Genomic DNA, 19,576 nt, shown 5'->3' with positions numbered 1-19,576 from the left:
AGCTGCTTCAGCCGGATCGCGGCGGCCAGGCCAGACGGCCCGGCGCCGACGATGACGACGTCGTATTCCATGGCCTCGCGCTCGACCCCGGCCAGAGCCTCGGCCGGCGGCAGTTTGTCGATCACCGCTTCCTGCCAGGCGTTCGTCGCGCCGCCTTCGATAGCGTCCTCGGCCATGGCTGATTCCTCGTCGCAAGCAGGGTCTTGTGGGTGACGCCTTATCGGAAGGTGACGCCGGGGCGGTCAAGGACTATCCCTGTGCGATATGAACTCGCGCCAACTCAGCTGGTTGTGGCCGATCGCCTATGTGGGTGTCATCGGAGGGGTCGTGGCTCTCATTTTGAGTGATATTCTGCAGCGCCCCATACTGGGTTGGGTCGGCCTTGGCCTGGCTGTGATGGGAGGGATTTCCAGCATGGTCGGCAGCGGCGTCGTGATGGCTGAAACGCTGAACGACGATGACCAATGACTGCGCCTGGTCTCGACACCGCCAGCGCCGAAAGCCTGCTCGCCTTCTGGCGCGATGCGGGCGTCGACGCCTGTTTCGGGGACGCGCCGGTCGACCGGACGCATGTCGAACCGCCGCCGGCGGTGAAGGCCGTGGCGAAGGCGACGGCCGCGATTACGCCGGTGGTCGACGCCTCAAGCGCTCTGGCCGAGGCGCGGCGACTGGCGGCCGGGGCGGAGACGCTGGAGGCGCTGGGCCAGGCGATCGCGGCGTTCGAGGGTTGCGCCCTGCGCGGACTGGGCGCGCGGCAGGCGGTGTTCTCGCGCGGCAATCCCGAGGCCGAGGTGCTGATCGTCGGCGAGGGGCCGGGCGCGGAGGAGGACGAACGCGGCCAGCCGTTCGTGGGCAAGGCCGGCAAGCTGCTGGACCGGATGCTGGCCGAAGCCGGGCTGGAGGGTCGGGTGTTCATCACCAACACGGTGTTCTGGCGGCCGCCCGGCAACCGCACCCCGACGCCTGCCGAGCAGGCGGTGTGCGCGCCGTTCGTCGAGCGGGCCTTCGCCCTGTTGAAACCCAGGGCGGTGCTGCTGGTCGGGGCGGCGGCGTCGAAGGCGGTGCTGGGCGCGGACGAGGGAATCATGAAGCTGCGCGGCCAGTGGCGCGAGTGGCGGCTGGCCGAGGGCGGGGTGTCGGCCCCGACCCTGCCGACCCTGCATCCCGCCTTCCTGCTGCGCCAGCCGATGGCCAAGCGGCAGGCCTGGGCCGACATGCTGTCGCTGGCGGCCCGGCTGGACCAGAAGGCCGGCCATTAACCCGCCCGACTCAAAACTGCCCCAAAAGGGGTGAATCCTTGACACGGGCCGGGGCGAGTGGCGCCTTTCTGGCCTGACGACCGAACGAACAGCGCCGTGTGGATCGAGTCGAGACGGTCCGCCTGAACGCTCTAAGGGGGGCCGCCTCAGTGCCGATTACATTCCGCCGCGCGATATTCGCGCCGACGACCGCTCTGGCTTTCGCCCTTGTGCTGGGCGCCGCCGCTCCGGCCTACGCCGAGGATGACGATCGTCGCGCGGTGCTGTCGGCGCTGAGCCCGGCCGATCGCCTGAGCTACACCACCGCCTTCGACGCCCTGCGGCGCGGGGACCTTGAGGCGGCGCGCGCCTCGGCCCGCCAGGCCCAGGACCGCGTGCTGCTGGGCCAGGTCGAATTCGAACGGCTGTTCCACGCCGACTATTCCGCCACCTACGAAGAACTGGCGGCGTGGCTGGAAGAGTATTCCGACCTGTCGTCCGCCCCGCGGGCCTACAATCTGGCGCTGCGTCGGCGCCCGGACGGGGCGCCCATGCCGAGGCGGCCCTCAAGCACCAGCGGCCGGACCTGGACGACCGTGGTGCAGGCCGGCGGCGGGGCGTCGCCGGACGACCCCACCAAGGCGGCGCGGATCGCGCTGAACAATGACGACCTCACCGGCGCGGTGATGCTGGGCGAGGAGATCGGCGACTGGTGGGTGGTGGGCCTGGCCCAGTACCGGCTGGGCGAGTTCGGCAAGGCCGCGAACGCCTTCGAACGGGTGCTGGATGATCCGACCGAGGACGGCTGGCTGCGTTCCGGGGCCGCCTTCTGGGCCGCCCGCAGCGCCGCCCGCTCCGGTCAGCAGGATCGGGTGCAGCCGCTGCTGCGCCAGGCCGGCGCCTGGCCGGCGACCTTCTATGGCCAGATCGCCCTGCGTCAGCTCGGCGAGGAGCCGACCATCGAGAACCTGGGGCCGACGCCCTACCGGACCGAGGCGCAATTGCAGCGCGCGGCCCGCATCGCCGACGACGTCGACGCCGAGGCCCTGAACGCCTTCATCCGGTCGGACGACCGCGCCCGCCGCACCGTGGCCTATTACGAGGTCGGACGCAGGACCGAGGCCCGCGACGAGTTGCGCACCGGCCTGCGGTCGGAGCTGACCGAGCAGGGGCGCAAACTGTGGGCGGCGCTGGGCCGGGCCCTCGGCCCGCGCGTCACCGGCGTCAGCGACGAGGCCGAGCGCATCGACGCCGACCGCTATCCGCAGCCGGTGATCGAGCCGGCGGGCGGCTTCACCATCGAGCGGTCGCTGGTCTACGCCATCGCCCGCAAGGAGACGGACTTCAACGCCCGCGCGCGATCGCCCGTCGGAGCCTATGGCCTGATGCAGGTGATGCCGACCACGGCGGCGGAGCTCGCCAACGATCGCGGCTTCGTGTCGAATCCCGACCGGCTGTATGATCCCGGCGTCAACGCCCGGCTCGGCCAGGACTATGTCAGCAAGGTGCTGGCGATGCCCGCGATCAACGGCGACCTGCTGAGGGTCGCGGCATCCTACAACGCCGGGCCGGGGCCGATGGTCGCGGCGGTGCGCAAGCTGGGCCACGACGCCGATCCGCTGCTGCTGATCGAGTCGATCGATGTGCCGCAGGCGCGGGATTATGTCGAAAAGGTCGTGGCGGCCTACTGGATCTATCAGCGCCTCAACGGGCTGCCGCTGAACACGCTGGACGCGGTGGCGTCGGGCGCGACCCTGGTGCCTCTGGCGCTGGACTATGTGCCGCCGCCGGCGCCGCAACAGACGGTCGAGATCGCTTCGAGCCCGACGATCGGCGGTTCGCGCTAGCTAGAGGCCGGCGAGCAACAGGGCCGGAAGGCAGCAGGCGATCACGATCAGCAGCCCGTAGACCATCAGGCTGGGGCGTCGGGGCTGGGGCTGTTGCACGGGCATCGACATGGCTGAACTCTGAACGCAGATGCGTTGGCGAGGCTCCCGGAATACCATTGTTGTCTTAAGGCCGGGTTCCGGTGCTCGGTTAACGCAGGGCTTCCGCCGACCACTCCAGAAAATCCGGCTGGGCCAGCAGGGCGTCGCGATAGGCGGCGGCTGTACCGTCGTCGCCATAGGCCGCCAGATCGATCTGGAAATGCCGGAAGCGGGCAGCGACGGGCGTGTAGAAGGCGTCCGGTATCGACCATTCGCCGAACAGGTACGGACCGCCGGCCCCGAAGCGGCCGCGCATCTCCTTCCACAGGCTGACGATGCGGCGGATGTCGCGGTCCACCGCTTCGCCCGTGGGCGGCGGAGACCGGTCCGGGCCGACCATGGTGTGGTCCGGGCCCATGCCGCAGTCAGTGCGCAGGCCCATGAATCCGCCGTGCATCTCGCAGGCGGCGGAGCGGGCGAGCCAGCGGGCATGGGCGTCGGCGGGCCACAGCCGCGCCTCGGGATACCGTTCGGCGCACCAGACGGCGATGGCCATGGAGTCCCAGATGGTCTCGCCCTCGACCCTGAGCAGGGGCACGAGACGGGAGGGGGAAATGCGCTCCAGCTCGGCCTGGCCGGCGGGCGAATAGATGTCGATCTCGCGAACCGAGAAATCCGCCTTGCAGCGCTTCAGCACCAGCCACGGGCGCAGCGACCAGGTCGAATACAGACGCGGTCCGATGATCAGTTCCATGGCGCGGGCTCCTCGCTGACGACCTGTCCGGCCATAGGCGGCTTCGGGCGGGCGCGCCAATCAGTTTGAGCCGGCCTGTCACAAGCTGCGCTTGACTCCCGGCCATGCTGGACCGACACCCCGCGCCCATGATCATCCGCTATTCCCGCCCCGCCGCCGTCGCCATCTGGTCGCAGGAGACCAAATACCGGATCTGGTTCGAGATCGAGGCTCACGCGGCCACCCGGATGGCCGAGCTGGGGACCATCCCGGCCAGCGCCGCCGAGGCGATCTGGGCCAAGGGCAAGGACGTGGTGTTCGACGCCGACCGCATCGACGAGATCGAACGCACCACCAAGCACGACGTCATCGCCTTCCTGACCCATGTGGCCGAGATCGTCGGCGACGAGGCGCGGTTCCTGCACCAGGGCATGACCTCGTCGGACGTGCTGGACACCTGTTTCGCAGTGCAGCTGGCGCGTTCGGCCGACCTGCTGGTCGAGGGCGTCGACCGGGTGCTGGCGGCGCTGGAGACGCGGGCGAAGGAGCACAAGCTGACCCCGTGCGTCGGCCGCAGCCACGGCATTCACGCCGAGCCGGTGACCTTCGGCCTGAAGCTGGCCGGCTATCACGCCGAGTTCCAGCGGGCGAAACGGCGGCTGCTGACGGCTAAGGAAGAGATCGCCACCTGCGCCATCTCCGGGGCGGTCGGCACCTTCGCCAACGTCGATCCGGCGGTCGAGGCCTATGTCGCCGAAAAGATGGGCCTCCAGATCGAGCCGGTCTCGACCCAGGTGATCCCGCGCGACCGCCACGCCGCCTTCTTCGCGGCCCTGGGCGTGGTCGCCAGCTCGGTGGAGCGGCTGGCGGTCGAGATTCGCCATCTGCAGCGCACCGAGGTGCTGGAAGCCGAGGAGTTCTTCGACAAGGGGCAGAAGGGCTCGTCGGCCATGCCGCACAAGCGCAATCCGATCCTGACCGAGAACCTGACCGGCCTCGCCCGGCTGGTGCGGTCGGCGGTCGTGCCGGCGATGGAGAACGTCGCCCTGTGGCACGAGCGGGACATCAGCCATTCCTCGGTCGAGCGCGGCATCGGGCCGGACGCGACCATTCACCTGGACTTCGCCCTGCACCGGCTGGCCGGGGTGGTCGAGCGGCTGAACGTCTACCCCGAGAACATGGCGAAGAACCTGAACCTGCTGGGCGGGCTGGTGCATTCGCAGCGGGTGATGCTGGCCCTGACGCAGGCGGGGGTGTCGCGCGAGGACGCCTATGCCGCCGTGCAGGAGAACGCCATGAAGGTGTGGCGCGGCGAAGGGGCCTTCCTCGACTTCCTCAAGGCCGACGCGCGGGTCACCCTGCCGGAGGCGCAGCTCGAGGCGCTGTTCGACATCGGCTATCACACCAAGCATGTCGACACGGTGTTCGCGCGGGTGTTCGGGCCCCGGAGCGCCTGACGCCGTGACCCGCAAGGCCGGTTTCGCCCCGGTCGTCGACGCCAACACGCAACTGCTGATTCTGGGCAGCCTGCCCGGGGACGCGTCCCTGAAGGCCGGGCAGTACTATGGTCATCCGCGAAACGCCTTCTGGCGGCTGATCGGCGACGTCGTCGGCCGCGACCTGGCCGCCCTGCCCTATGAGGACCGGCTGACGGCGCTGAAGGCGGCGGGGGTCGGACTGTGGGACGTGATCGCCAGCGCGGAGCGGCCGGGCAGCCTGGATGCGGCCATCCGGTCGCCGGAGGCGGCCGACCTGCGCGGGCTCGTGGCGGAGCTGCCGAAGCTGCGGGCCGTGGCCTTCAACGGCGGCAAGGCGGCCAGGCTGGGACGAGCCGTGCTGGCAGGCGCGACGGGCGTGACCCTGATCGATCTGCCGTCGTCGAGCCCGGCCCATGCGCGGCCGTTGGCCGAGAAGGCGGCAGCCTGGGCCGTGCTGGCCCGCTGGGTCGGCTAGCGCCGCTCGTCGAGCGCCGGGTGCGGAAAATTGCCGCGCCGACGCATCCTTTTCCGAGCTGAGCCATATCCCTTGGGGGAGCCGCCGGGAGGGCGGCGCCGAAGAGGGAATGAGCGATGATGTCGACCCGTCCAGTGTTGCTCGCCCTGGCCGCCGTGGCCCTGACGCTGGCGGCCTGCGAGCGCGAGGCGCCGCCGGAGACCGGGACGAGCCCGACCCCGGCGACCGCTCCGGCCACGACGGACACGGTTCTGGCGGTGGCGGAGAGCGATCCGGATTTCACCACACTGGTCAGCGCCCTCCAGACCGCCGGCATGGTCGAGACGCTGAACGGGAGCGGCCCGTTCACGATCTTCGCCCCGACCAATGCGGCGTTCGAGAAGATTCCGGCGGCGGACCGCGACGCCCTGACCCGGCCCGAGGGCCAGGCGGAGCTCCGGCGGCTGCTGAGCTACCACGTGATTCCCGCACGGCTGGACGCGGCGAGTCTGGTGCAGCGCATCCAGACGGGCGGCGGCTCCCTGAGCCTGACCACCCTTCAGGGCGGCGTTCTGACGGCCCGTGTCGACGCCAACGGCTCGGTCCTGCTGACCGACGCCGCGGGCGGAGAGTTGCGTGTCATCGAGGCGGACGTGGTTGGGTCGAACGGCGTGATCCACGCCGTGGATACGGTGGCGACGCCCGGCTGACGGCGGCAAGGAATACCGGCGTCGCCCTCCCCCCAGACGGCGCCGGCGGCGGGTCGCCCAATCGATCCGTCCTGAAAGGCCGCAGCCGAAAGGCCGCGGCCTTTCCTCGTTGGAGGCGGTCTAGTCGCCGGCGCGAATCTGTTCGCGGGCGACGGAGGACAGTTCGTCCATCTTGCGGCGGATTTCGCCTTCCGAGGCGACGAGGCCGGCGCCTTCGAGATCCTGGGCGATCTTGCGGTAGACGTCTTCCTCGCCCGGCTGTTCGAAATCGGCGCGCACCACCGCGCTCGCATACTTTTCGGCGCTGTCGGCCGACAGCCCCATTTTCGCGGCGGCCCACAGGCCGAGCAGCTTGTTGCGCCGGGCCACCGCCTTGAATTCCTGTTCCTGATCGAGGGCGAACTTGGACTCAAAGCCCTTTTCCCGATCGTCAAAGGTCGTCATGGGCGTCTGCAGGCTCCGTCAGGCGGCTGGGCCGCGGTCGTGGTGGTCTATAGCCTCACAGGAGCCGAACGCAACGGAAACCCTGACGGTTCAACGAGGGGCGCCGTTTGTGTCGCAGCCCGGCTTCCGGTAAGGGAGGGCCCGTCGAATTCTCCCGCCCGCCCGATTCCGGATCGCGCCGCCCAGACCACCGTGCTGGCCGCGCGATTTTCGTTTCTGGCGAGGCCCCGCCCGGACTCCAGATGATGAACGTCAAGCGCAAGAAGCTCTACGAGGGCAAGGCCAAGATTCTGTACGAGGGTCCCGAGCCGGGCACCCTGATCCAGTATTTCAAGGATGACGCCACCGCCTTCAACGCCCAAAAGAAGGCGATCCTCGAGGGCAAGGGCGTCATCAACAACCGCATCAGCGAATTCATCATGTCGCGCCTGAACGGCATCGGCGTGAGCAACCACTTCATCAAGCGGCTGAACCTGCGCGAGCAGCTGATCCGCGAGGTCGAGATCATTCCGCTGGAAGTGGTGTGCCGCAACATCGTGGCCGGCTCGATGAGCCAACGGCTGGGGATCGACGAGGGCACGCCCCTGCCCCGCTCGATCATCGAATTCTACTACAAGAAGGACGAGCTCAACGACCCGATGGTCACGGAAGAGCACATCACCGCCTTCAACTGGGCCACAACCCAGGAGCTGGATGACATCCTGGCCATGACGGTGCGCGTGAACGACTATCTGTCGGGCATGTTCGGCGCCGTCGGCATCACCCTGGTGGACTTCAAGATCGAGTTCGGCCGGGTGTGGGAGAACGATTTCTCGCGCGTGCTGCTGGCCGACGAGATCAGCCCCGATTCGTGCCGCCTGTGGGACAGCACCACCGGCGAGAAGCTGGACAAGGACCGCTTCCGCCGCGACCTCGGCAATGTCATCGAGAGCTACACCGAAGTGGCCCGGCGACTGGGCATCATGAAGGACATGCCGACCGTGATTCAGGGGGGATTGAACTGATGGCGAAGGTGAAGGTTCACGTCTTCCTGAAGCCGGGCGTGCTGGACGTTCAGGGCAAGGCCGTCGAAGGCGCCCTGCACGGGCTGGGCTGGACCGGCGTGGACCACGCCCGGGTCGGCAAGCTGATCGAGTTCGATCTGGACGGCGTGGACGATCCCGCCGCCGAGGCGAAGAAGATGTGCGAGACCCTGCTCGCCAACACGGTCATCGAAAGCTACCGCATAGAGATCGCGTGAAACGGGGTCTGAAGTTGGCCGTCGCCCTGTTCGTGCTGGCCGCCTGCGTGGTGTTCGCGGCGGCGCTGGCCGGCGGACTGATGGACGACCGCGCCTTCACGCCGGCGGCCAAGGATGCGGCGCACTAGAGGCGACTTCCGGCGGGTCCCTGCGTTAGGGTGGGCGACACCCAGACAGGAGGACGCGCCATGACCTTCACCCTCAGCTCCAACGACATCACCGACGGCGGCGTGCTGCCGGACGCGCAGGTGCAGGCCAGAGGCAATACCTCGCCGCATCTGAAGTGGTCCGGGGCGCCCGAGGGGACGAAGAGCTACGCCGTCACCTGCTACGACCCGGACGCGCCGACCGGCTCGGGCTTCTGGCATTGGACCGTGGCCAATATTCCCGCCGATGTGACCGAGCTTCCGGCCGGCGGGCCGGTTCCGGCGGGCGCCGTCGAGGGTCGGACCGATTTCGGCGAGCCGGGCTATGGCGGGGCCGCCCCGCCGCCGGGCCACGGGCCGCACCGGTACATCTTCACGGTGTTCGCCGTCGATACGGATCGGCTGGACGTGACGCCGGACAATTCGGGCGCGGTGTTCGGCTTCAACCTGCATTTCCACACCCTGGCGAAGGCGTCGATCACGGCGACCTGGGAGAACAAGGGCTGACGGAACCGTAGCCATACAGTCGGGGTTAGCCCGGCATGGCTTCCTCGATCTTCTTCCAGGGCTGGGACGGTCCGCTGCGGATCCTCGTCACCGGCGTACTGTCCTACGCCGCCCTGATCGTGATCCTGCGGCTGACGGGCAAGCGGACCCTGTCAAGCTGAACGCCTTCGATCTGGTGGTCACCGTCGCCCTCGGCTCGACCCTGTCGACCGCCATCCTCGACAGGAACACGCCTCTGCTCGACGGCGTGATCGCCATGGTCTTGCTGGTGCTGCTGCAGTTCGCCGTGACCTGGACCATGGTGCGCAGGCCCAGCCTGCACCGGCTGATCCGGGCGGACCCGGTGCTGCTGTTGGCGGGGGGCGAACTTCGTCCCGAATCGCTGCGGCGCGAGCGGATCACCGACGATGAGGTTCTGCAGGCGATCCGGGACTCCGGGGGCCGGACCCTGGCGGACGCGGACGCCGTCTTCCTGCAGAGCGACGGTTCGATGGCGGTGATCGCCCGCGAGGGCTGAACCCGCCCTGACATCGCCTTCGAACGATGCTAGAGGCGCGCCCATGAGCGCAGCCGTCATCGTCTTCCCGGGGTCCAACTGTGATCGCGACTGCAAGGTCGCGATCGAACGCTCGACGGGTGAAACCGTCGACATGGTCTGGCATCAGGACACCGAACTGCCGTCCGGGCTGGACCTGATCGTCCTGCCGGGCGGGTTCTCCTATGGCGATTATCTGCGCTGCGGGGCCATGGCGGCGCAGTCGCCCGTGATGCAGGCGGTCAAGAAGGCCGCGGACGACGGCGTGGCCGTGGTCGGCATCTGCAACGGCTTCCAGATCCTGTGCGAGGCGGGGATGCTGCCGGGCGCCCTGCTGAGGAACGCCGGGCTCAAATACGTCTGCAAGCCGGTCAGCCTGACGATCGCCAACGGCCAGACCCGCTTCACCGCCGGCTATCAGGGCCAGCGCGAGGTGGTGATGACCCAGGGCAATGGCGACGGCAACTATTTCGCCGACGCCGAGACGCTGAAGCGGATCGAGGGCGAGGGCCAGGTGGTGTTCCGCTACGTCGACAATCCGAACGGCTCGGTCGACGACATCGCCGGCATCCAGAATGCGCGCGGAAACGTGCTGGGCATGATGCCCCACCCCGACCGGGCCTTCGAGGACGAGCTCGGCTCCGCCGACGGCGCGACCCTGTTCCGCAGCATCTTCGCGGCGGCCTGACCCCGCCGCCGGGCTTGACCCGGCCGGCCGATGCGGCCGAAGTCGCCGCTTCGTCGCGTGGGGGCCGGCCATGTTCATGAGCGAACGCCAGAAGATGATCTCGGGGCTGCCGTACAATCCCGGCGACCCGGAGCTTCAGGATGACCAGACCGCCGCCAAACACTGGATGGCGCGCTACAACGCGTCGCTCGGCGCCACGCCGGCGGAACGGCGCGACCTGCTGCGGCAGCGGCTGGGCGAGGTCGGCGAGGGCGCGGTGATCCGGCCGCCGTTCCACTGCGACTACGGCTACAACATCCGGCTGGGCCGCAATGTGTTTCTCAACTTCAACTGCGTCATTCTCGACGTCTGCGAGGTCGATATCGGCGACGGGACGCAGATCGGGCCGGGCGTGCAGATTCTGACCGCGGACCACCCGCGCGACGCGGCCGAGCGGGCGGCCGGGATCGAGTTCGGACGGCCGATCGTGATCGGCTTCAACGTCTGGATCGGCGGCGGGGCGCTGATCCTGCCCGGGGTGACGATCGGCGACGATGCGATCATAGGCGCCGGCGCCGTGGTGACGCGCGACGTCCCGGCCGGGGCGACCGCTGTGGGCAATCCGGCGCGGATCGGCGCCTAGGTCGGGTCAGCGCCCTGGACGCCGATCGACTGATCGAGCGCGTCCTCGTCCCCGGCGTTGATCGAAGAGCCGTCCTCCATCTTCGCATCCTCGTCGGCGGCGCGGGCGGTCCCCGGATCGCTCTGGGCGTTGAGTTCGCGCGCGCCGAGACCGAGACCCTGCTCGCGGGCGCGGTCGGCCCGGGGGGTGTCGGTCTCGAAGGCCGGGGTCTCTTTGGGGCGGTCGGTCATGGCGATCTCCTTTGTAAGAGAACCGGCCGGCGCAGCGCGAGTTCCGGCCCGATTGAACCAAGGGGGCCCCGGACGCGTAGAGTCCGCAACAGCCACGCTGGCGGGAGCCCCCATGTCCTCGATCCTTCGACCGACCTCTGCCCAGATGACGCGCCGGATCATCGTCCTGGCCACCGCCCTCTTCGCCATCGTCATCGCCCAGGCCCAGATCCTGATGGGTTGGGGCCAGTCGCCGGCCGAGTTCTCAGCCGACAGCGACGAGACGCTGAGGGTGGCGGGCTACGCCTTCTCGATCTGGGGGCTGATCTATCTGGGCATGCTGATCTATGCGGTGCGCCAGGCCCTGCCGCAGACCGGCGAGAGCCTGCTGATCCAAAGGTTCGGCTGGCCGTCGGTCGTCGCCTTCCTCGGCATAGGCTGGTGGGTGGTCGCGGCGGCCTTCGACTGGGAAGCGGCGACCGTGGTGCTGATCTTTGGCTCGCTGACCGCCGTGCTGGCTCCGATGATCATCAACGCCCGGGAGATCCGGGCTCTGGGCCGGACGGATCGGGACCGGATGATGGTGGTCTGGCCGCTGGCGCTGCTGGCCGGCTGGCTGACCGTGGCGGCGCCGCTGAACCTGCTGACGGTGCTGACGGGGAACGACGCCCTGCCGACGATGATCAGCCCGACGGTCTGGGCGATGCTGGCGATCGTGGCGGCGGGGCTGGCGGGACTGAGCGTCAGCATGGTCACCCGCACCCTGGCCTATGCCCTGCCGATCGCCTGGGGCCTGCTGGGCGCCTTCGTCGCCGAGCAGGAGCGGAACGGGCCGCTGGCCTATTTCGCCCTGGCGGCCGCCGTGGCGGTGCTGATCGGGGCGGTGGTGCTGACCTTCCGCCTGCGGCCGGGAGTCGAACGGGCCGCGGACTAGTCCGCCTCGGGGATTTCCCGCGGGTCGTGGTCGGGGTCGCCGACGTCGAAGGCCCCGCTCTCGTCGAAGCCGACGCTGCCGACGCCGACGGCCGAGCCGGTCAGGCGCTGACGGCGGCTGGCCATGGCCAGTTCGGGCGCGGCCTCGTCCATCGCCCGGGTGACCTCGGGATCATTGGAGCGGTCCATCTGCTGATGGTCGGGGTGAGTCGGCGCGGTCTCGGCGGGGGTGCGGGCCATCAGACGCCCTCTCCGTCGACGGCGTCGTCGTCGTCGTTGGCCGCGTGTTTGCTCATCCGCTCGGCGGCGGCGCTGGCCCCGGCGTCGTCGGCGGCGATCTCGGGGGCGTCCGGGTCCTCGGGCGTGGCGGCGGGGTCGATCGGCTGGTCGGTCATGGCGGCCTCCATTGGCTTCGCCGGACTCAATGGCGGGCCAGCGCCGATGTTCCCGTCGAGGACGGCTGACAGGGGCGCCGTCTGCGGCTAGAAGGCGCGGCCATGAGCGCTCCGCAAAAGACCATGGCCGAACTGGCCGCCGAATACGGCCTGGCCCCCAATGAGTATCAGGTCGTCCTCGACCGGCTGGGGCGAGAACCCAACCAGGTCGAACTGGGCGTGTTCTCGGTGATGTGGTCCGAGCACTGCTCGTACAAGTCGTCGAAGATCCACCTCGGCAAATTCCCGACCAAGGGGCCGCGGGTGATCTGCGGGCCGGGCGAGAACGCCGGGGTCATCGACATCGACGACGGCGACGCCTGCATCTTCAAGATGGAGAGCCATAACCACCCCTCCTACATCGAGCCCTACCAGGGCGCGGCGACCGGCGTGGGCGGCATCATGCGCGACGTCTTCACCATGGGCGCGCGGCCGGTGGCGCTGCTGAACGCCCTGCGCTTCGGCGACCCGTCGCACGAGAAGTCGAAGCGGCTGGTCAAGGGCGTGGTCTCGGGCATCGGCGGCTACGGCAACTGCGTCGGCGTGCCGACGGTGGGCGGCGAGACCAATTTCCACGCCGGCTATAACGGCAACATCCTGGTCAACGCCATGTGCGTCGGCGTGGCCAAGGCCGACGCCCTGTTCTACTCGGCCGCGCCCGCGCCGGGGCTGTCGGTGGTCTATTTCGGGTCGAAGACCGGCCGCGACGGCATTCACGGCGCGACCATGGCCTCGGCCGAGTTCGACGAGGATTCGGACGAGAAGCGCCCGACGGTGCAAGTGGGCGATCCCTTCGCCGAGAAGCTGCTGATCGAGGCGACGCTGGAGCTGATGGCCTCGGGCGCCGTGGCGGCGATCCAGGACATGGGCGCGGCGGGCCTGACCTCGTCGTCGGTCGAGATGGCCGGCAAGGGCGAGGTCGGCATCGAGCTGAACATGGACATGGTGCCTCAGCGCGAAGAGGGGATGACGGCCTATGAGATGATGCTGTCGGAAAGCCAGGAGCGGATGCTGGCCGTGCTGAAGCCGGGCCGCGAGGAAGACGGCTATCGCATCTTCAAAAAGTGGGGCCTCGACGCCGCCGTCATCGGCGTCACCACCGACACCGGGCGGCTGGTTCTGAAGCATCACGGCGAGACGGTGTGCGACGTGCCGCTGGCCCCGCTGTTCGACGACGCCCCCCTGTACGACCGGCCGTGGGTGCAGCCCGAGCTGCAGCCGCGCCTCGACGCCAAGACCATCCCGGCGCCGGACAGCTGGGTCGATGCCGTGATCAAGGTGCTGACCTGCCCGGACATGGCCTCCAAGCGCTGGATCTGGGAGCAGTACGACCGCCACGTCATGGCCGACACCCTGCAGGACTCGGCCACGGGCGCCGACGCGGGCGTGGTGCGGGTGCACGGCACCGACAAGGGTCTGGCCATGACCTCGGACTGCACGCCGCGCTATGTGTTGGCCGATCCCTACGAGGGCGGCAAACAGGCCGTGGCCGAGGCCTGGCGCAACCTGACGGCCGTCGGCTCGCGCCCCATCGCCATCACCGACAACCTGAACTTCGGCAATCCGCAGCGGCCCGAGATCATGGGCCAGATCGTCCGCGCCATCGACGGCATGGCCGAGGCCTGCCGGGTGCTGGACTTCCCGGTCGTGAGCGGGAACGTGTCGCTCTACAACGAGACCAATGGCGCGGCCATTCCGCCGACCCCGACGGTCGGCGCGGTCGGCCTGCTGACCAACTATGACGTGGTCACCGGCTTCGCGGGGATGAACGAGGGCGACGTGCTGGTGCTGATCGGGGACACGGTGGGCGAGCTGGGCTCGTCCCTCTATCTGCGCGAGGTGCTGGGCCGCGAGGACGGAGCCCCGCCGCCGGTCGATCTGGCGCTGGAGCGCAAGACCGGCGACTTCGTGCGCGGCCAGATCGAGGCCGGGGCCCTGACCGTGGTGCACGACCTGTCGGACGGCGGCCTGATCGGCGCGGCGGCGGACCTGGCCCTGGCCTCGGACGTCGGCGTCGACCTGGACGCAACCTCGGCGGCGCATGCCCACATCCTGCTCTTCGGCGAGGACCAGGCCCGCTATCTGGTGGCCGTGCCGGACGTGACCGACATCCTCGCGGCGGCGCAGGCGGCCGGCGTTCACGCCAGCGTCGTCGGCCGGGCCAAGGGGCGCGACTTCGCCTCGGGCGGGCCGGACGGCGACCTGTTCCGCCTGCCGCTGAATCACCTGCGCGAGCTGCACGAGAACTGGATGCCGAACTGGATCGAAGGCCGGGCATGAGGCGCGGGCTCGCCGCCGTGGCAATGATGACGGGTCTCGCGTTCGGGCTCATGGGCTGCGAGGGCGGCGGCGATCCGGTCGAGCAGGCGTTGCGCGACGCCTCGGCCGCGCGGCAGGCGGCGGCGACGCCGACCACGGCGGAGATGGAGGCGAGACGGTCGGCGTCGGCCCCCGACCAGGCCTATGTCGAGGCCGCCATCCAGGAACACCGGGCCGCCATCGCCCGGGCCGAGGCGTCGCTGCGCGAGTCGTCCGACCCCGCCCTTCGCCAGCTGGCCCAGGCAACCATCGAGACACGCAGGGCCGAAATCGCCGCGCTGCAGGCGTGGAAGCCGACCGCCGCAGCGGGCGAGTGACGGCCGTCACATTTCCATGCCAGATCTGCGCCGTCTGAACCGCGGAGCATCCTCGATGACCCTTCCCTCCTCCGTCTCCCGTCGGGGTCTGATGCTGGCGCTCGGCGCCGGAGGCGTGGCGCTGGGCGCGGGGCGGCAGGCCCTCGCCGATCCGGTGTTCGCGGAATATCCGTTTCAGCTGGGCATAGCGGCCGGCGATCCGACCCCGGACGGGTTCGTGATCTGGACGCGGCTAGCCCCCCGGCCGCTCGAGATCGGCCACGGCATGCCGTCGGCGCCCGTTCCAGTGAAGTGGGAGGTGGCGACGGATCGCGGCTTCTCCAACGTGGCGCGCAAGGGCGAGGCGGTGGCGCGGCCGGAGATGGGCCATGCGGTCCACGTCGAGGTCGAGGGGCTGGAGCCCGGCCGGGAGTATTTCTACCGCTTCACCGCCGGCGCCGAGCGGACGCCGTGGGGCCGGGCCAAGACCGCCCCGGCGGCGGGCGCGTCGGTCGGGCGGGTCCGTTTCGGCGTGCTGGGCTGTCAGGCCTATGAGCAGGGATTCTACACCGCCCACCGCAAGGCGGCGGCCGAGGATTTCGACTTCGTCTACTGCTACGGCGACTACATCTACGAGGGGCGGGGCAACCGGACCTATACGGGCTCGGGCGGGACCATAGAGAACCCGCGCCAGCACCTGGGCGGCGAGACTTATTCGCTGGACGACTACCGGCGGCGCTACGCCCAGTACAAGCTGGACACGGACCTGCAGGCAAGCCACGCGGCGGCGGCCTGGTACGTGACCTGGGACGACCACGAGGTGGCCAACAACTGGGTCTCGGACCTCGACGACGGCGTGCCGCCGGAGGTGTTCCTGCTGCGGCGGCAGGCGGCGGCCCAGGCGTTCTACGAGCATATGCCGCTGCGCCGGTCGGCCTTCCCGCGCGGATCGGACATCCAGCTGTATCGCCATGCCTCATGGGGAAACCTGCTGGATCTGAACCTGCTCGACACCCGGCAGCACCGCACCGACCAGCCCTGCGGCGACAGCTGGGCTGCGACCTGCGACGGGGTCTCGGACCCGCGGGCGCAGGTGCTGGGCGAGGCGCAGGAGGCGTGGCTGTACCGGAACCTGGAGCGCTCCAACGCCCACTGGAAAGTGCTGGCGCAGCAGATCATGGTGATGGACCTGGACCGCAAGGAAGGGCCGGAGCCGGGCTACAACCTCGATTCCTGGGCGGGTTACCGCATTCCGCGGCAGCGGCTGCTGAACCGCCTGCGCGACCGGCGCATCGCCAATACGGTCGTGCTGACCGGGGACGAGCACCAGAACTATGCGGGCGAGCTGCACGTCGACAGCCGCAATCCCGAGGGCGCGCCGGTGGCGACGGAGTTCGTCACCACCTCGATCAGCTCGTCGGGCGACGGGGTCGACCAGCGGCCCGACGGCCGCCGCTACCTGGCCGACAATCCGTTCCTGAAGTTCAACAACGCCCAGCGCGGCTACGCCGTCTGCGACGTGACGCCGGAGCGCTGGCAGACCGAGTTCAAGGTGCTGGACAAGGTGTCGGAAAAGGGCGGGACGCTGACCACCCGGGCGACCTTCGCGGTGGCCAGCGGGGACGGGCGGGTGGTCCCGGCCTGATCTGCGAGGCCGACGAACCAATACATTTCCCTCGAGACAAGCGAGACATCTCCCTCAGGGACATCGTCGATATCCGGTACAGGCAAGACAACCGGCACTGTCGAACGGATCAATTTTTCGGCAGGTAGTCGCCCGGCTCCACCAGCACGTACCCCGGCATGGTCTCGACCATCTGGCGGAGCCAGTAGTTGTGACCCGAGCCGTAGATCACCACGATGCGGTCTCCCGGCCGGGCGACCTGCAGCAGGCGGGCGAAGATCTGGGCGTTGCGGGCGTACCAGCGGGCGTTGAGCACCGCGCCTAGCTGGTCGTCGGCGGCCCCGAAGGTCATCAGCCGGGCGTAGAAGCCCTGATCCGACCGCACCCGTTCGGGCGCGTTGATGCGGGACAGCAGCTGGCCGACCGTCTCGGTCCCCTGCCGCCGCTCGAGGTCGGCGAGCATGGCGGTCACCTCGCCGTGCATGGCGCCGAGCCGCTCGCCGCCGCCGTTGGCCTCGGCCCAGCTCTGGACGTCGCCGAACGGGAAATAGGACGGCTGGCCCTCGCGGTCCTGCTCATCGATGGCGTAGACGCGGTCGAGGCCGAGACGGTGCGCCAGCCGATAGCCGAGCTGGACCCGCTCGTCCGGGTTGGTCAGCAGGTCGGCCGGGGTGAAGGCCGGGTAGCGGTGGTCCAGCATGGTCGCCTGGTCGCGGGCGATGCGCTCGACCGCGACGGCCGTGGGACGGAAGCGGGCCAGCCCCTCGGCCACCGCCTCGAGCTGGGCCTGTTTCTCCGGCGTGGTGACCGGGTCGACCCGGGCGTTGTGCAGGTCCTGCCCTGGATTGCCCATGTGATAGGCGCCGAGGATCATCACCTCGACGGGTTCGGGCTCCGGGGTCTGGGCCAGGGCGGCGGTCGGGAGGATAAGGGCCGCGACGGCGGCGAAGATTTTCAACATCTGGATGCTCCGCGAGGATGTTCGCGAAGAGAGGCGGCGGGCGGCGCGAGCGGATGCAAGCTGCGCCATTAACTCTTCGACAGGTTCGGTCTGTGGCCGTTGAACAGGTGTTACGGCCTCGTAACCCGGGGCTGATCGAGCGGTTCAGGGAGCGGACTCCGCCGCTTCGCCGGGACGATCCTGAGCACCGCGGCCAGCACCACCCCTATGCAACCGCACAGCATGCCTGTTGCGACCAGCAGCGCGGAAGGGCCAAGGGAGCCGGGAACAACCTGCATGTACTGCGGGTCTAGCGAGGCGCTCATCAGGATATTGGCGGCCCCATAGACGCCCAGCAGCGGCCCGAGAGCCGCCAGCATCAGCGCCAGGGTCGATGAGATATTTCTGAAGCGGCCTCGAGCGACGAGGTCGACGAGCACGACCACCAAGACCGCCAGGGTCAGCCAGACGAGGCCCTGCAGGACGAAGTTCGCCGTCGGCTCAAGCGCCTCGGCGAGAATGTAGCTGCGCAACCGGCCGTGCTGCTCACCGCTGACCTCTACTGGCGCCATGGCGTCCTCCCCCCGAAAAGCCAGTCGAAGGTTGCCCAGACCGCCTCGACCCGGTCAACGCAGCGGTTGTGACCCGGAGGCCTCTAGACCGCCGGCACGGCCTGACTCAGCCGTCCGCCGACCCGGATCGGCTCGACCCGGGTGGCCAGCCCTGTTTTGTCGTCCGTCTCGACATAGACGCCGCAGACGGTGGCGGGTCCGTGGGCCGGGACGTAGCGGCCGCCGGACAGGCGGGTGGTGAAGCGCCGCAGGGGCTCTTCCTTCTCGTTGCCGATGACACTGTCGTAGTCGCAGCAGCCGCCGGCGTCGGTCTGGTAGGCGGTGCCGCCGGTCAGGATCTGGCAGTCGGCGGTGGGGACGTGGGTGTGGGTGCCGACGACGAGGGAGGCGCGACCGTCGCAGAAATGGCCCATGGCCATCTTCTCGGAGGTGGCCTCGCAGTGCATGTCGACGATGATGGCGTCGGCGACGGCGCCCATGGGACAGGCCGCCAGCTCCTTCTCGACCGCGCTGAACGGGCAGTCCATCGGGTCCATGTGGATGCGGCCCAGCACGTTCATGACCAGAACGGTCTTGCCGCTGTGGGTCTCGAACAGATTGGCCCCGGCGCCGGGGGCGTCCATCAGGCGGGGGTAGTTGAGCGGTCGGATCAGGCGCGGCTCGCGCACGATATAGGTCAGGGCCTCGCGCTGGTCCCAGCTGTGATTTCCGAGGGTCAGGCAGTCGGCCCCGGCCATGAACAGTTCGCGGGCGGTGTTCTCGGTGATGCCGAAGCCGCCAGCGGCGTTCTCGGCGTTGACCACCACGAAGTCGAGCTTCAGGTCGCGCTTCAGCGCCGGCAGGTGATCGGACAGGCCGTCGCGGCCGGACTTGCCCACCACATCGCCGAAAAACGCCAGTCTCATAGGGTCTGCCTCATGGGACGGCTCTATAGCCCCTCTCGGTCAGAACGCCATGCAGGCGAGTATCGTGCGGCTCGAGCGGCAGGTTTTCCATTTCCTGGCCGGCGTAGGCGAAGCCGATGCGGATCGCGTCGGACAAGGCGGCGAAGGTCCGGTCGTAGTAACCGCCCCCCTGCCCCAGCCGGCCGCCGCGGGCGTCGAAGGCCAGCAAGGGGGTGACGATCAGGTCGGGGATGACCGTCGCGGCGAGTGGAAAGGGCGCGGGCACTCCGGCCTCGTCGAGTTCGAGCGGCTCGCCGGGCGACCAGCGGCGGAAGACCATGGGGGCGTCGCGCTCGATGACCACCGGCAGGCAGAGGGTGCGGCCAGCGCGCGCCAGCGCCAGCGACAGGGCCTCGGCGTCCAGTTCGGAGCCGATGGCGCGATAGACGGCGACGGTCTCACCCGGCGGCAGGTCTGCAACATGCTCTGCCGCACGCAGCGACGCTTCGGGGGCGAGGCCGGTGAGCCGCTTGCGCGTCGCCCGCATGGCCGCCCGGAGTTCGTGCTTGTCGATCATGGGGGAGAGGTAGCGCATCCGCCGCCCCCTCCACCATCCTTCGGATGGTCCCCCTCCCCCTTTGG

At 69.3% G+C, this 19,576-nt stretch carries 28 protein-coding genes; 18 read left to right on the top strand and 10 right to left on the bottom strand.

Annotated features, from left to right (window positions below; all coding sequences use genetic code 11):
* Positions 1 to 176: hypothetical protein (locus tag RDU12_RS02380; protein WP_308684047.1), on the bottom strand; the 176-nt coding region annotated here is incomplete at its 3' end.
* Between the two features lie 88 nt (positions 177 to 264).
* On the opposite strand from RDU12_RS02380, the gene RDU12_RS02375 reads away from it, so the two are divergent.
* The 3 genes from RDU12_RS02375 (at position 265) to RDU12_RS02365 (ending at position 3,085) form a co-directional block, all read left to right on the top strand.
* A complete protein-coding gene (locus RDU12_RS02375; protein WP_300290269.1) occupies positions 265 to 468 on the top strand; it encodes a hypothetical protein in 204 nt (67 codons plus the stop codon).
* Entirely contained in the window at positions 465 to 1,259 is a 795-nt protein-coding gene (locus RDU12_RS02370; RefSeq protein WP_300290270.1) for a uracil-DNA glycosylase family protein, read from the top strand. Before RDU12_RS02375 ends, RDU12_RS02370 begins: the two co-directional genes overlap by 4 nt.
* Before the next feature lie 149 nt (positions 1,260 to 1,408).
* On the top strand, positions 1,409 to 3,085 hold the full coding sequence (locus RDU12_RS02365) for a lytic transglycosylase domain-containing protein (protein WP_300290271.1): 1,677 nt from the start codon (positions 1,409 to 1,411) through the stop codon (positions 3,083 to 3,085).
* Positions 3,086 to 3,275: 190 nt separating this feature from the next.
* Here RDU12_RS02365 and RDU12_RS02360 read toward each other — a convergent pair whose 3' ends face one another.
* A complete protein-coding gene (locus RDU12_RS02360; protein WP_300290272.1) occupies positions 3,276 to 3,920 on the bottom strand; it encodes a glutathione S-transferase in 645 nt (214 codons plus the stop codon).
* Between the two features lie 128 nt (positions 3,921 to 4,048).
* Here RDU12_RS02360 and purB point away from each other — a divergent pair, with 128 nt between their 5' ends.
* The 3 genes from purB (at position 4,049) to RDU12_RS02345 (ending at position 6,541) form a co-directional block, all read left to right on the top strand.
* A complete protein-coding gene (gene purB / locus RDU12_RS02355) occupies positions 4,049 to 5,356 on the top strand; it encodes an adenylosuccinate lyase (protein WP_300290276.1) in 1,308 nt (435 codons plus the stop codon).
* A gap of 4 nt (positions 5,357 to 5,360) precedes the next feature.
* Positions 5,361 to 5,852, top strand: a complete 492-nt coding sequence (locus tag RDU12_RS02350; protein ID WP_308684046.1) for a DNA-deoxyinosine glycosylase — start codon at positions 5,361 to 5,363, stop codon at positions 5,850 to 5,852.
* Between the two features lie 119 nt (positions 5,853 to 5,971).
* Positions 5,972 to 6,541, top strand: coding sequence for a fasciclin domain-containing protein (locus RDU12_RS02345; protein WP_300290631.1), 570 nt, complete (start codon positions 5,972 to 5,974; stop codon positions 6,539 to 6,541).
* A 120-nt stretch (positions 6,542 to 6,661) separates the two neighbouring features.
* On the opposite strand, the gene RDU12_RS02340 is transcribed toward RDU12_RS02345, so the two are convergent.
* On the bottom strand, positions 6,662 to 6,985 hold the full coding sequence (locus tag RDU12_RS02340) for a DUF1476 domain-containing protein (RefSeq protein ID WP_300290629.1): 324 nt from the start codon (positions 6,983 to 6,985) through the stop codon (positions 6,662 to 6,664).
* Between the two features lie 245 nt (positions 6,986 to 7,230).
* On the opposite strand from RDU12_RS02340, the gene purC reads away from it, so the two are divergent.
* From purC to RDU12_RS02300, 8 genes are all read left to right on the top strand, one after another.
* Entirely contained in the window at positions 7,231 to 7,989 is a 759-nt protein-coding gene (gene purC / locus RDU12_RS02335; protein WP_300290633.1) for a phosphoribosylaminoimidazolesuccinocarboxamide synthase, read from the top strand.
* A complete protein-coding gene (gene purS / locus RDU12_RS02330) occupies positions 7,989 to 8,225 on the top strand; it encodes a phosphoribosylformylglycinamidine synthase subunit PurS (protein WP_300290627.1) in 237 nt (78 codons plus the stop codon). Before purC ends, purS begins: the two co-directional genes overlap by 1 nt.
* Positions 8,222 to 8,353, top strand: coding sequence for a hypothetical protein (locus tag RDU12_RS02325; protein WP_300290625.1), 132 nt, complete (start codon positions 8,222 to 8,224; stop codon positions 8,351 to 8,353). Before purS ends, RDU12_RS02325 begins: the two co-directional genes overlap by 4 nt.
* 60 nt (positions 8,354 to 8,413) lie before the next feature.
* Positions 8,414 to 8,878, top strand: a complete 465-nt coding sequence (locus RDU12_RS02320; protein ID WP_300290623.1) for a YbhB/YbcL family Raf kinase inhibitor-like protein — start codon at positions 8,414 to 8,416, stop codon at positions 8,876 to 8,878.
* Between the two features lie 35 nt (positions 8,879 to 8,913).
* Positions 8,914 to 9,039: a hypothetical protein gene (locus tag RDU12_RS02315; protein ID WP_300290621.1), complete on the top strand. Its 126-nt coding sequence runs from the start codon at positions 8,914 to 8,916 to the stop codon at positions 9,037 to 9,039.
* A 14-nt stretch (positions 9,040 to 9,053) separates the two neighbouring features.
* Complete coding sequence (locus RDU12_RS02310) at positions 9,054 to 9,395, top strand: DUF421 domain-containing protein (RefSeq protein ID WP_300290619.1); 342 nt, start codon at positions 9,054 to 9,056, stop codon at positions 9,393 to 9,395.
* A gap of 43 nt (positions 9,396 to 9,438) precedes the next feature.
* Entirely contained in the window at positions 9,439 to 10,101 is a 663-nt protein-coding gene (gene purQ / locus RDU12_RS02305; RefSeq protein ID WP_300290617.1) for a phosphoribosylformylglycinamidine synthase subunit PurQ, read from the top strand.
* 76 nt (positions 10,102 to 10,177) lie between these two features.
* Positions 10,178 to 10,723: a sugar O-acetyltransferase gene (locus RDU12_RS02300; RefSeq protein ID WP_300290614.1), complete on the top strand. Its 546-nt coding sequence runs from the start codon at positions 10,178 to 10,180 to the stop codon at positions 10,721 to 10,723.
* Here the strand turns inward: RDU12_RS02300 and RDU12_RS02295 are convergent.
* The gene (locus tag RDU12_RS02295; protein WP_300290612.1) at positions 10,720 to 10,953 is read right to left on the bottom strand and encodes a hypothetical protein; all 234 of its coding nucleotides are present in this window, start codon (positions 10,951 to 10,953) and stop codon (positions 10,720 to 10,722) included. The two genes, RDU12_RS02300 and RDU12_RS02295, sit on opposite strands and share 4 nt — an antisense overlap.
* 112 nt (positions 10,954 to 11,065) lie before the next feature.
* Here RDU12_RS02295 and RDU12_RS02290 point away from each other — a divergent pair, with 112 nt between their 5' ends.
* The gene (locus RDU12_RS02290; RefSeq protein ID WP_308684045.1) at positions 11,066 to 11,866 is read left to right on the top strand and encodes a hypothetical protein; all 801 of its coding nucleotides are present in this window, start codon (positions 11,066 to 11,068) and stop codon (positions 11,864 to 11,866) included.
* On the opposite strand, the gene RDU12_RS02285 is transcribed toward RDU12_RS02290, so the two are convergent.
* Complete coding sequence (locus tag RDU12_RS02285; protein WP_300290609.1) at positions 11,863 to 12,105, bottom strand: Tat pathway signal protein; 243 nt, start codon at positions 12,103 to 12,105, stop codon at positions 11,863 to 11,865. The two genes, RDU12_RS02290 and RDU12_RS02285, sit on opposite strands and share 4 nt — an antisense overlap.
* A complete protein-coding gene (locus RDU12_RS02280) occupies positions 12,105 to 12,260 on the bottom strand; it encodes a hypothetical protein (protein WP_308684044.1) in 156 nt (51 codons plus the stop codon). Before RDU12_RS02280 ends, RDU12_RS02285 begins: the two co-directional genes overlap by 1 nt.
* 102 nt (positions 12,261 to 12,362) lie before the next feature.
* Between RDU12_RS02280 and purL the strand changes: the two genes are divergently transcribed.
* From purL to RDU12_RS02265, 3 genes are read left to right on the top strand one after another with little or no spacing between them, the layout of a single operon-like run.
* Positions 12,363 to 14,579, top strand: coding sequence for a phosphoribosylformylglycinamidine synthase subunit PurL (purL, locus tag RDU12_RS02275; RefSeq protein ID WP_308684043.1), 2,217 nt, complete (start codon positions 12,363 to 12,365; stop codon positions 14,577 to 14,579).
* Positions 14,576 to 14,935, top strand: coding sequence for a DUF305 domain-containing protein (locus RDU12_RS02270; RefSeq protein WP_308684042.1), 360 nt, complete (start codon positions 14,576 to 14,578; stop codon positions 14,933 to 14,935). Before purL ends, RDU12_RS02270 begins: the two co-directional genes overlap by 4 nt.
* A 55-nt stretch (positions 14,936 to 14,990) precedes the next feature.
* Positions 14,991 to 16,559, top strand: coding sequence for an alkaline phosphatase D family protein (locus RDU12_RS02265; RefSeq protein WP_374990181.1), 1,569 nt, complete (start codon positions 14,991 to 14,993; stop codon positions 16,557 to 16,559).
* 109 nt (positions 16,560 to 16,668) lie between these two features.
* On the opposite strand, the gene RDU12_RS02260 is transcribed toward RDU12_RS02265, so the two are convergent.
* The 4 genes from RDU12_RS02260 to RDU12_RS02245 all read right to left on the bottom strand — a co-directional run bounded on the left by RDU12_RS02260 (position 16,669) and on the right by RDU12_RS02245 (position 19,529).
* Positions 16,669 to 17,499 (bottom strand): DUF5694 domain-containing protein, encoded by an 831-nt coding sequence (locus RDU12_RS02260; RefSeq protein WP_300290737.1) that lies wholly within the window; start codon positions 17,497 to 17,499, stop codon positions 16,669 to 16,671.
* A 110-nt stretch (positions 17,500 to 17,609) separates the two neighbouring features.
* Complete coding sequence (locus tag RDU12_RS02255; protein WP_300290735.1) at positions 17,610 to 18,050, bottom strand: hypothetical protein; 441 nt, start codon at positions 18,048 to 18,050, stop codon at positions 17,610 to 17,612.
* A gap of 83 nt (positions 18,051 to 18,133) precedes the next feature.
* Complete coding sequence (locus tag RDU12_RS02250; protein ID WP_300290733.1) at positions 18,134 to 18,955, bottom strand: TIGR00282 family metallophosphoesterase; 822 nt, start codon at positions 18,953 to 18,955, stop codon at positions 18,134 to 18,136.
* A gap of 10 nt (positions 18,956 to 18,965) precedes the next feature.
* The gene (locus RDU12_RS02245) at positions 18,966 to 19,529 is read right to left on the bottom strand and encodes a 5-formyltetrahydrofolate cyclo-ligase (protein ID WP_300290731.1); all 564 of its coding nucleotides are present in this window, start codon (positions 19,527 to 19,529) and stop codon (positions 18,966 to 18,968) included.
* Positions 19,530 to 19,576 lie beyond the last annotated feature (47 nt).

This window comes from Brevundimonas sp. (assembly GCF_031082345.1).
GTDB lineage: Bacteria > Pseudomonadota > Alphaproteobacteria > Caulobacterales > Caulobacteraceae > Brevundimonas.
This window is presented reverse-complemented; position numbering and strand designations above follow the sequence as displayed.

What these genes read in the sequence shown, in the direction of transcription:
- RDU12_RS02315 (WP_300290621.1), top strand. Translation starts at nt 8,914, where the DNA reads ATGGCTTCCTCGATCTTCTTCCAGGGCTGGGACGGTCCGCTGCGGATC.
- RDU12_RS02300 (WP_300290614.1), top strand. Translation starts at nt 10,178, where the DNA reads ATGAGCGAACGCCAGAAGATGATCTCGGGGCTGCCGTACAATCCCGGC.
- RDU12_RS02250 (WP_300290733.1), bottom strand. Translation starts at nt 18,955, where the DNA reads ATGAGACTGGCGTTTTTCGGCGATGTGGTGGGCAAGTCCGGCCGCGAC.
- RDU12_RS02370 (WP_300290270.1), top strand. Translation starts at nt 465, where the DNA reads ATGACTGCGCCTGGTCTCGACACCGCCAGCGCCGAAAGCCTGCTCGCC.
- purL (WP_308684043.1), top strand. Translation starts at nt 12,363, where the DNA reads ATGAGCGCTCCGCAAAAGACCATGGCCGAACTGGCCGCCGAATACGGC.
- purC (WP_300290633.1), top strand. Translation starts at nt 7,231, where the DNA reads ATGAACGTCAAGCGCAAGAAGCTCTACGAGGGCAAGGCCAAGATTCTG.
- RDU12_RS02320 (WP_300290623.1), top strand. Translation starts at nt 8,414, where the DNA reads ATGACCTTCACCCTCAGCTCCAACGACATCACCGACGGCGGCGTGCTG.
- purQ (WP_300290617.1), top strand. Translation starts at nt 9,439, where the DNA reads ATGAGCGCAGCCGTCATCGTCTTCCCGGGGTCCAACTGTGATCGCGAC.
- RDU12_RS02280 (WP_308684044.1), bottom strand. Translation starts at nt 12,260, where the DNA reads ATGACCGACCAGCCGATCGACCCCGCCGCCACGCCCGAGGACCCGGAC.
- RDU12_RS02245 (WP_300290731.1), bottom strand. Translation starts at nt 19,529, where the DNA reads ATGCGCTACCTCTCCCCCATGATCGACAAGCACGAACTCCGGGCGGCC.
- RDU12_RS02270 (WP_308684042.1), top strand. Translation starts at nt 14,576, where the DNA reads ATGAGGCGCGGGCTCGCCGCCGTGGCAATGATGACGGGTCTCGCGTTC.
- RDU12_RS02265 (WP_374990181.1), top strand. Translation starts at nt 14,991, where the DNA reads ATGACCCTTCCCTCCTCCGTCTCCCGTCGGGGTCTGATGCTGGCGCTC.
- RDU12_RS02285 (WP_300290609.1), bottom strand. Translation starts at nt 12,105, where the DNA reads ATGGCCCGCACCCCCGCCGAGACCGCGCCGACTCACCCCGACCATCAG.
- RDU12_RS02260 (WP_300290737.1), bottom strand. Translation starts at nt 17,499, where the DNA reads ATGTTGAAAATCTTCGCCGCCGTCGCGGCCCTTATCCTCCCGACCGCC.
- RDU12_RS02295 (WP_300290612.1), bottom strand. Translation starts at nt 10,953, where the DNA reads ATGACCGACCGCCCCAAAGAGACCCCGGCCTTCGAGACCGACACCCCC.
- RDU12_RS02345 (WP_300290631.1), top strand. Translation starts at nt 5,972, where the DNA reads ATGTCGACCCGTCCAGTGTTGCTCGCCCTGGCCGCCGTGGCCCTGACG.
- purS (WP_300290627.1), top strand. Translation starts at nt 7,989, where the DNA reads ATGGCGAAGGTGAAGGTTCACGTCTTCCTGAAGCCGGGCGTGCTGGAC.
- RDU12_RS02290 (WP_308684045.1), top strand. Translation starts at nt 11,066, where the DNA reads ATGTCCTCGATCCTTCGACCGACCTCTGCCCAGATGACGCGCCGGATC.
- RDU12_RS02255 (WP_300290735.1), bottom strand. Translation starts at nt 18,050, where the DNA reads ATGGCGCCAGTAGAGGTCAGCGGTGAGCAGCACGGCCGGTTGCGCAGC.
- RDU12_RS02340 (WP_300290629.1), bottom strand. Translation starts at nt 6,985, where the DNA reads ATGACGACCTTTGACGATCGGGAAAAGGGCTTTGAGTCCAAGTTCGCC.
- RDU12_RS02375 (WP_300290269.1), top strand. Translation starts at nt 265, where the DNA reads ATGAACTCGCGCCAACTCAGCTGGTTGTGGCCGATCGCCTATGTGGGT.
- purB (WP_300290276.1), top strand. Translation starts at nt 4,049, where the DNA reads ATGATCATCCGCTATTCCCGCCCCGCCGCCGTCGCCATCTGGTCGCAG.
- RDU12_RS02360 (WP_300290272.1), bottom strand. Translation starts at nt 3,920, where the DNA reads ATGGAACTGATCATCGGACCGCGTCTGTATTCGACCTGGTCGCTGCGC.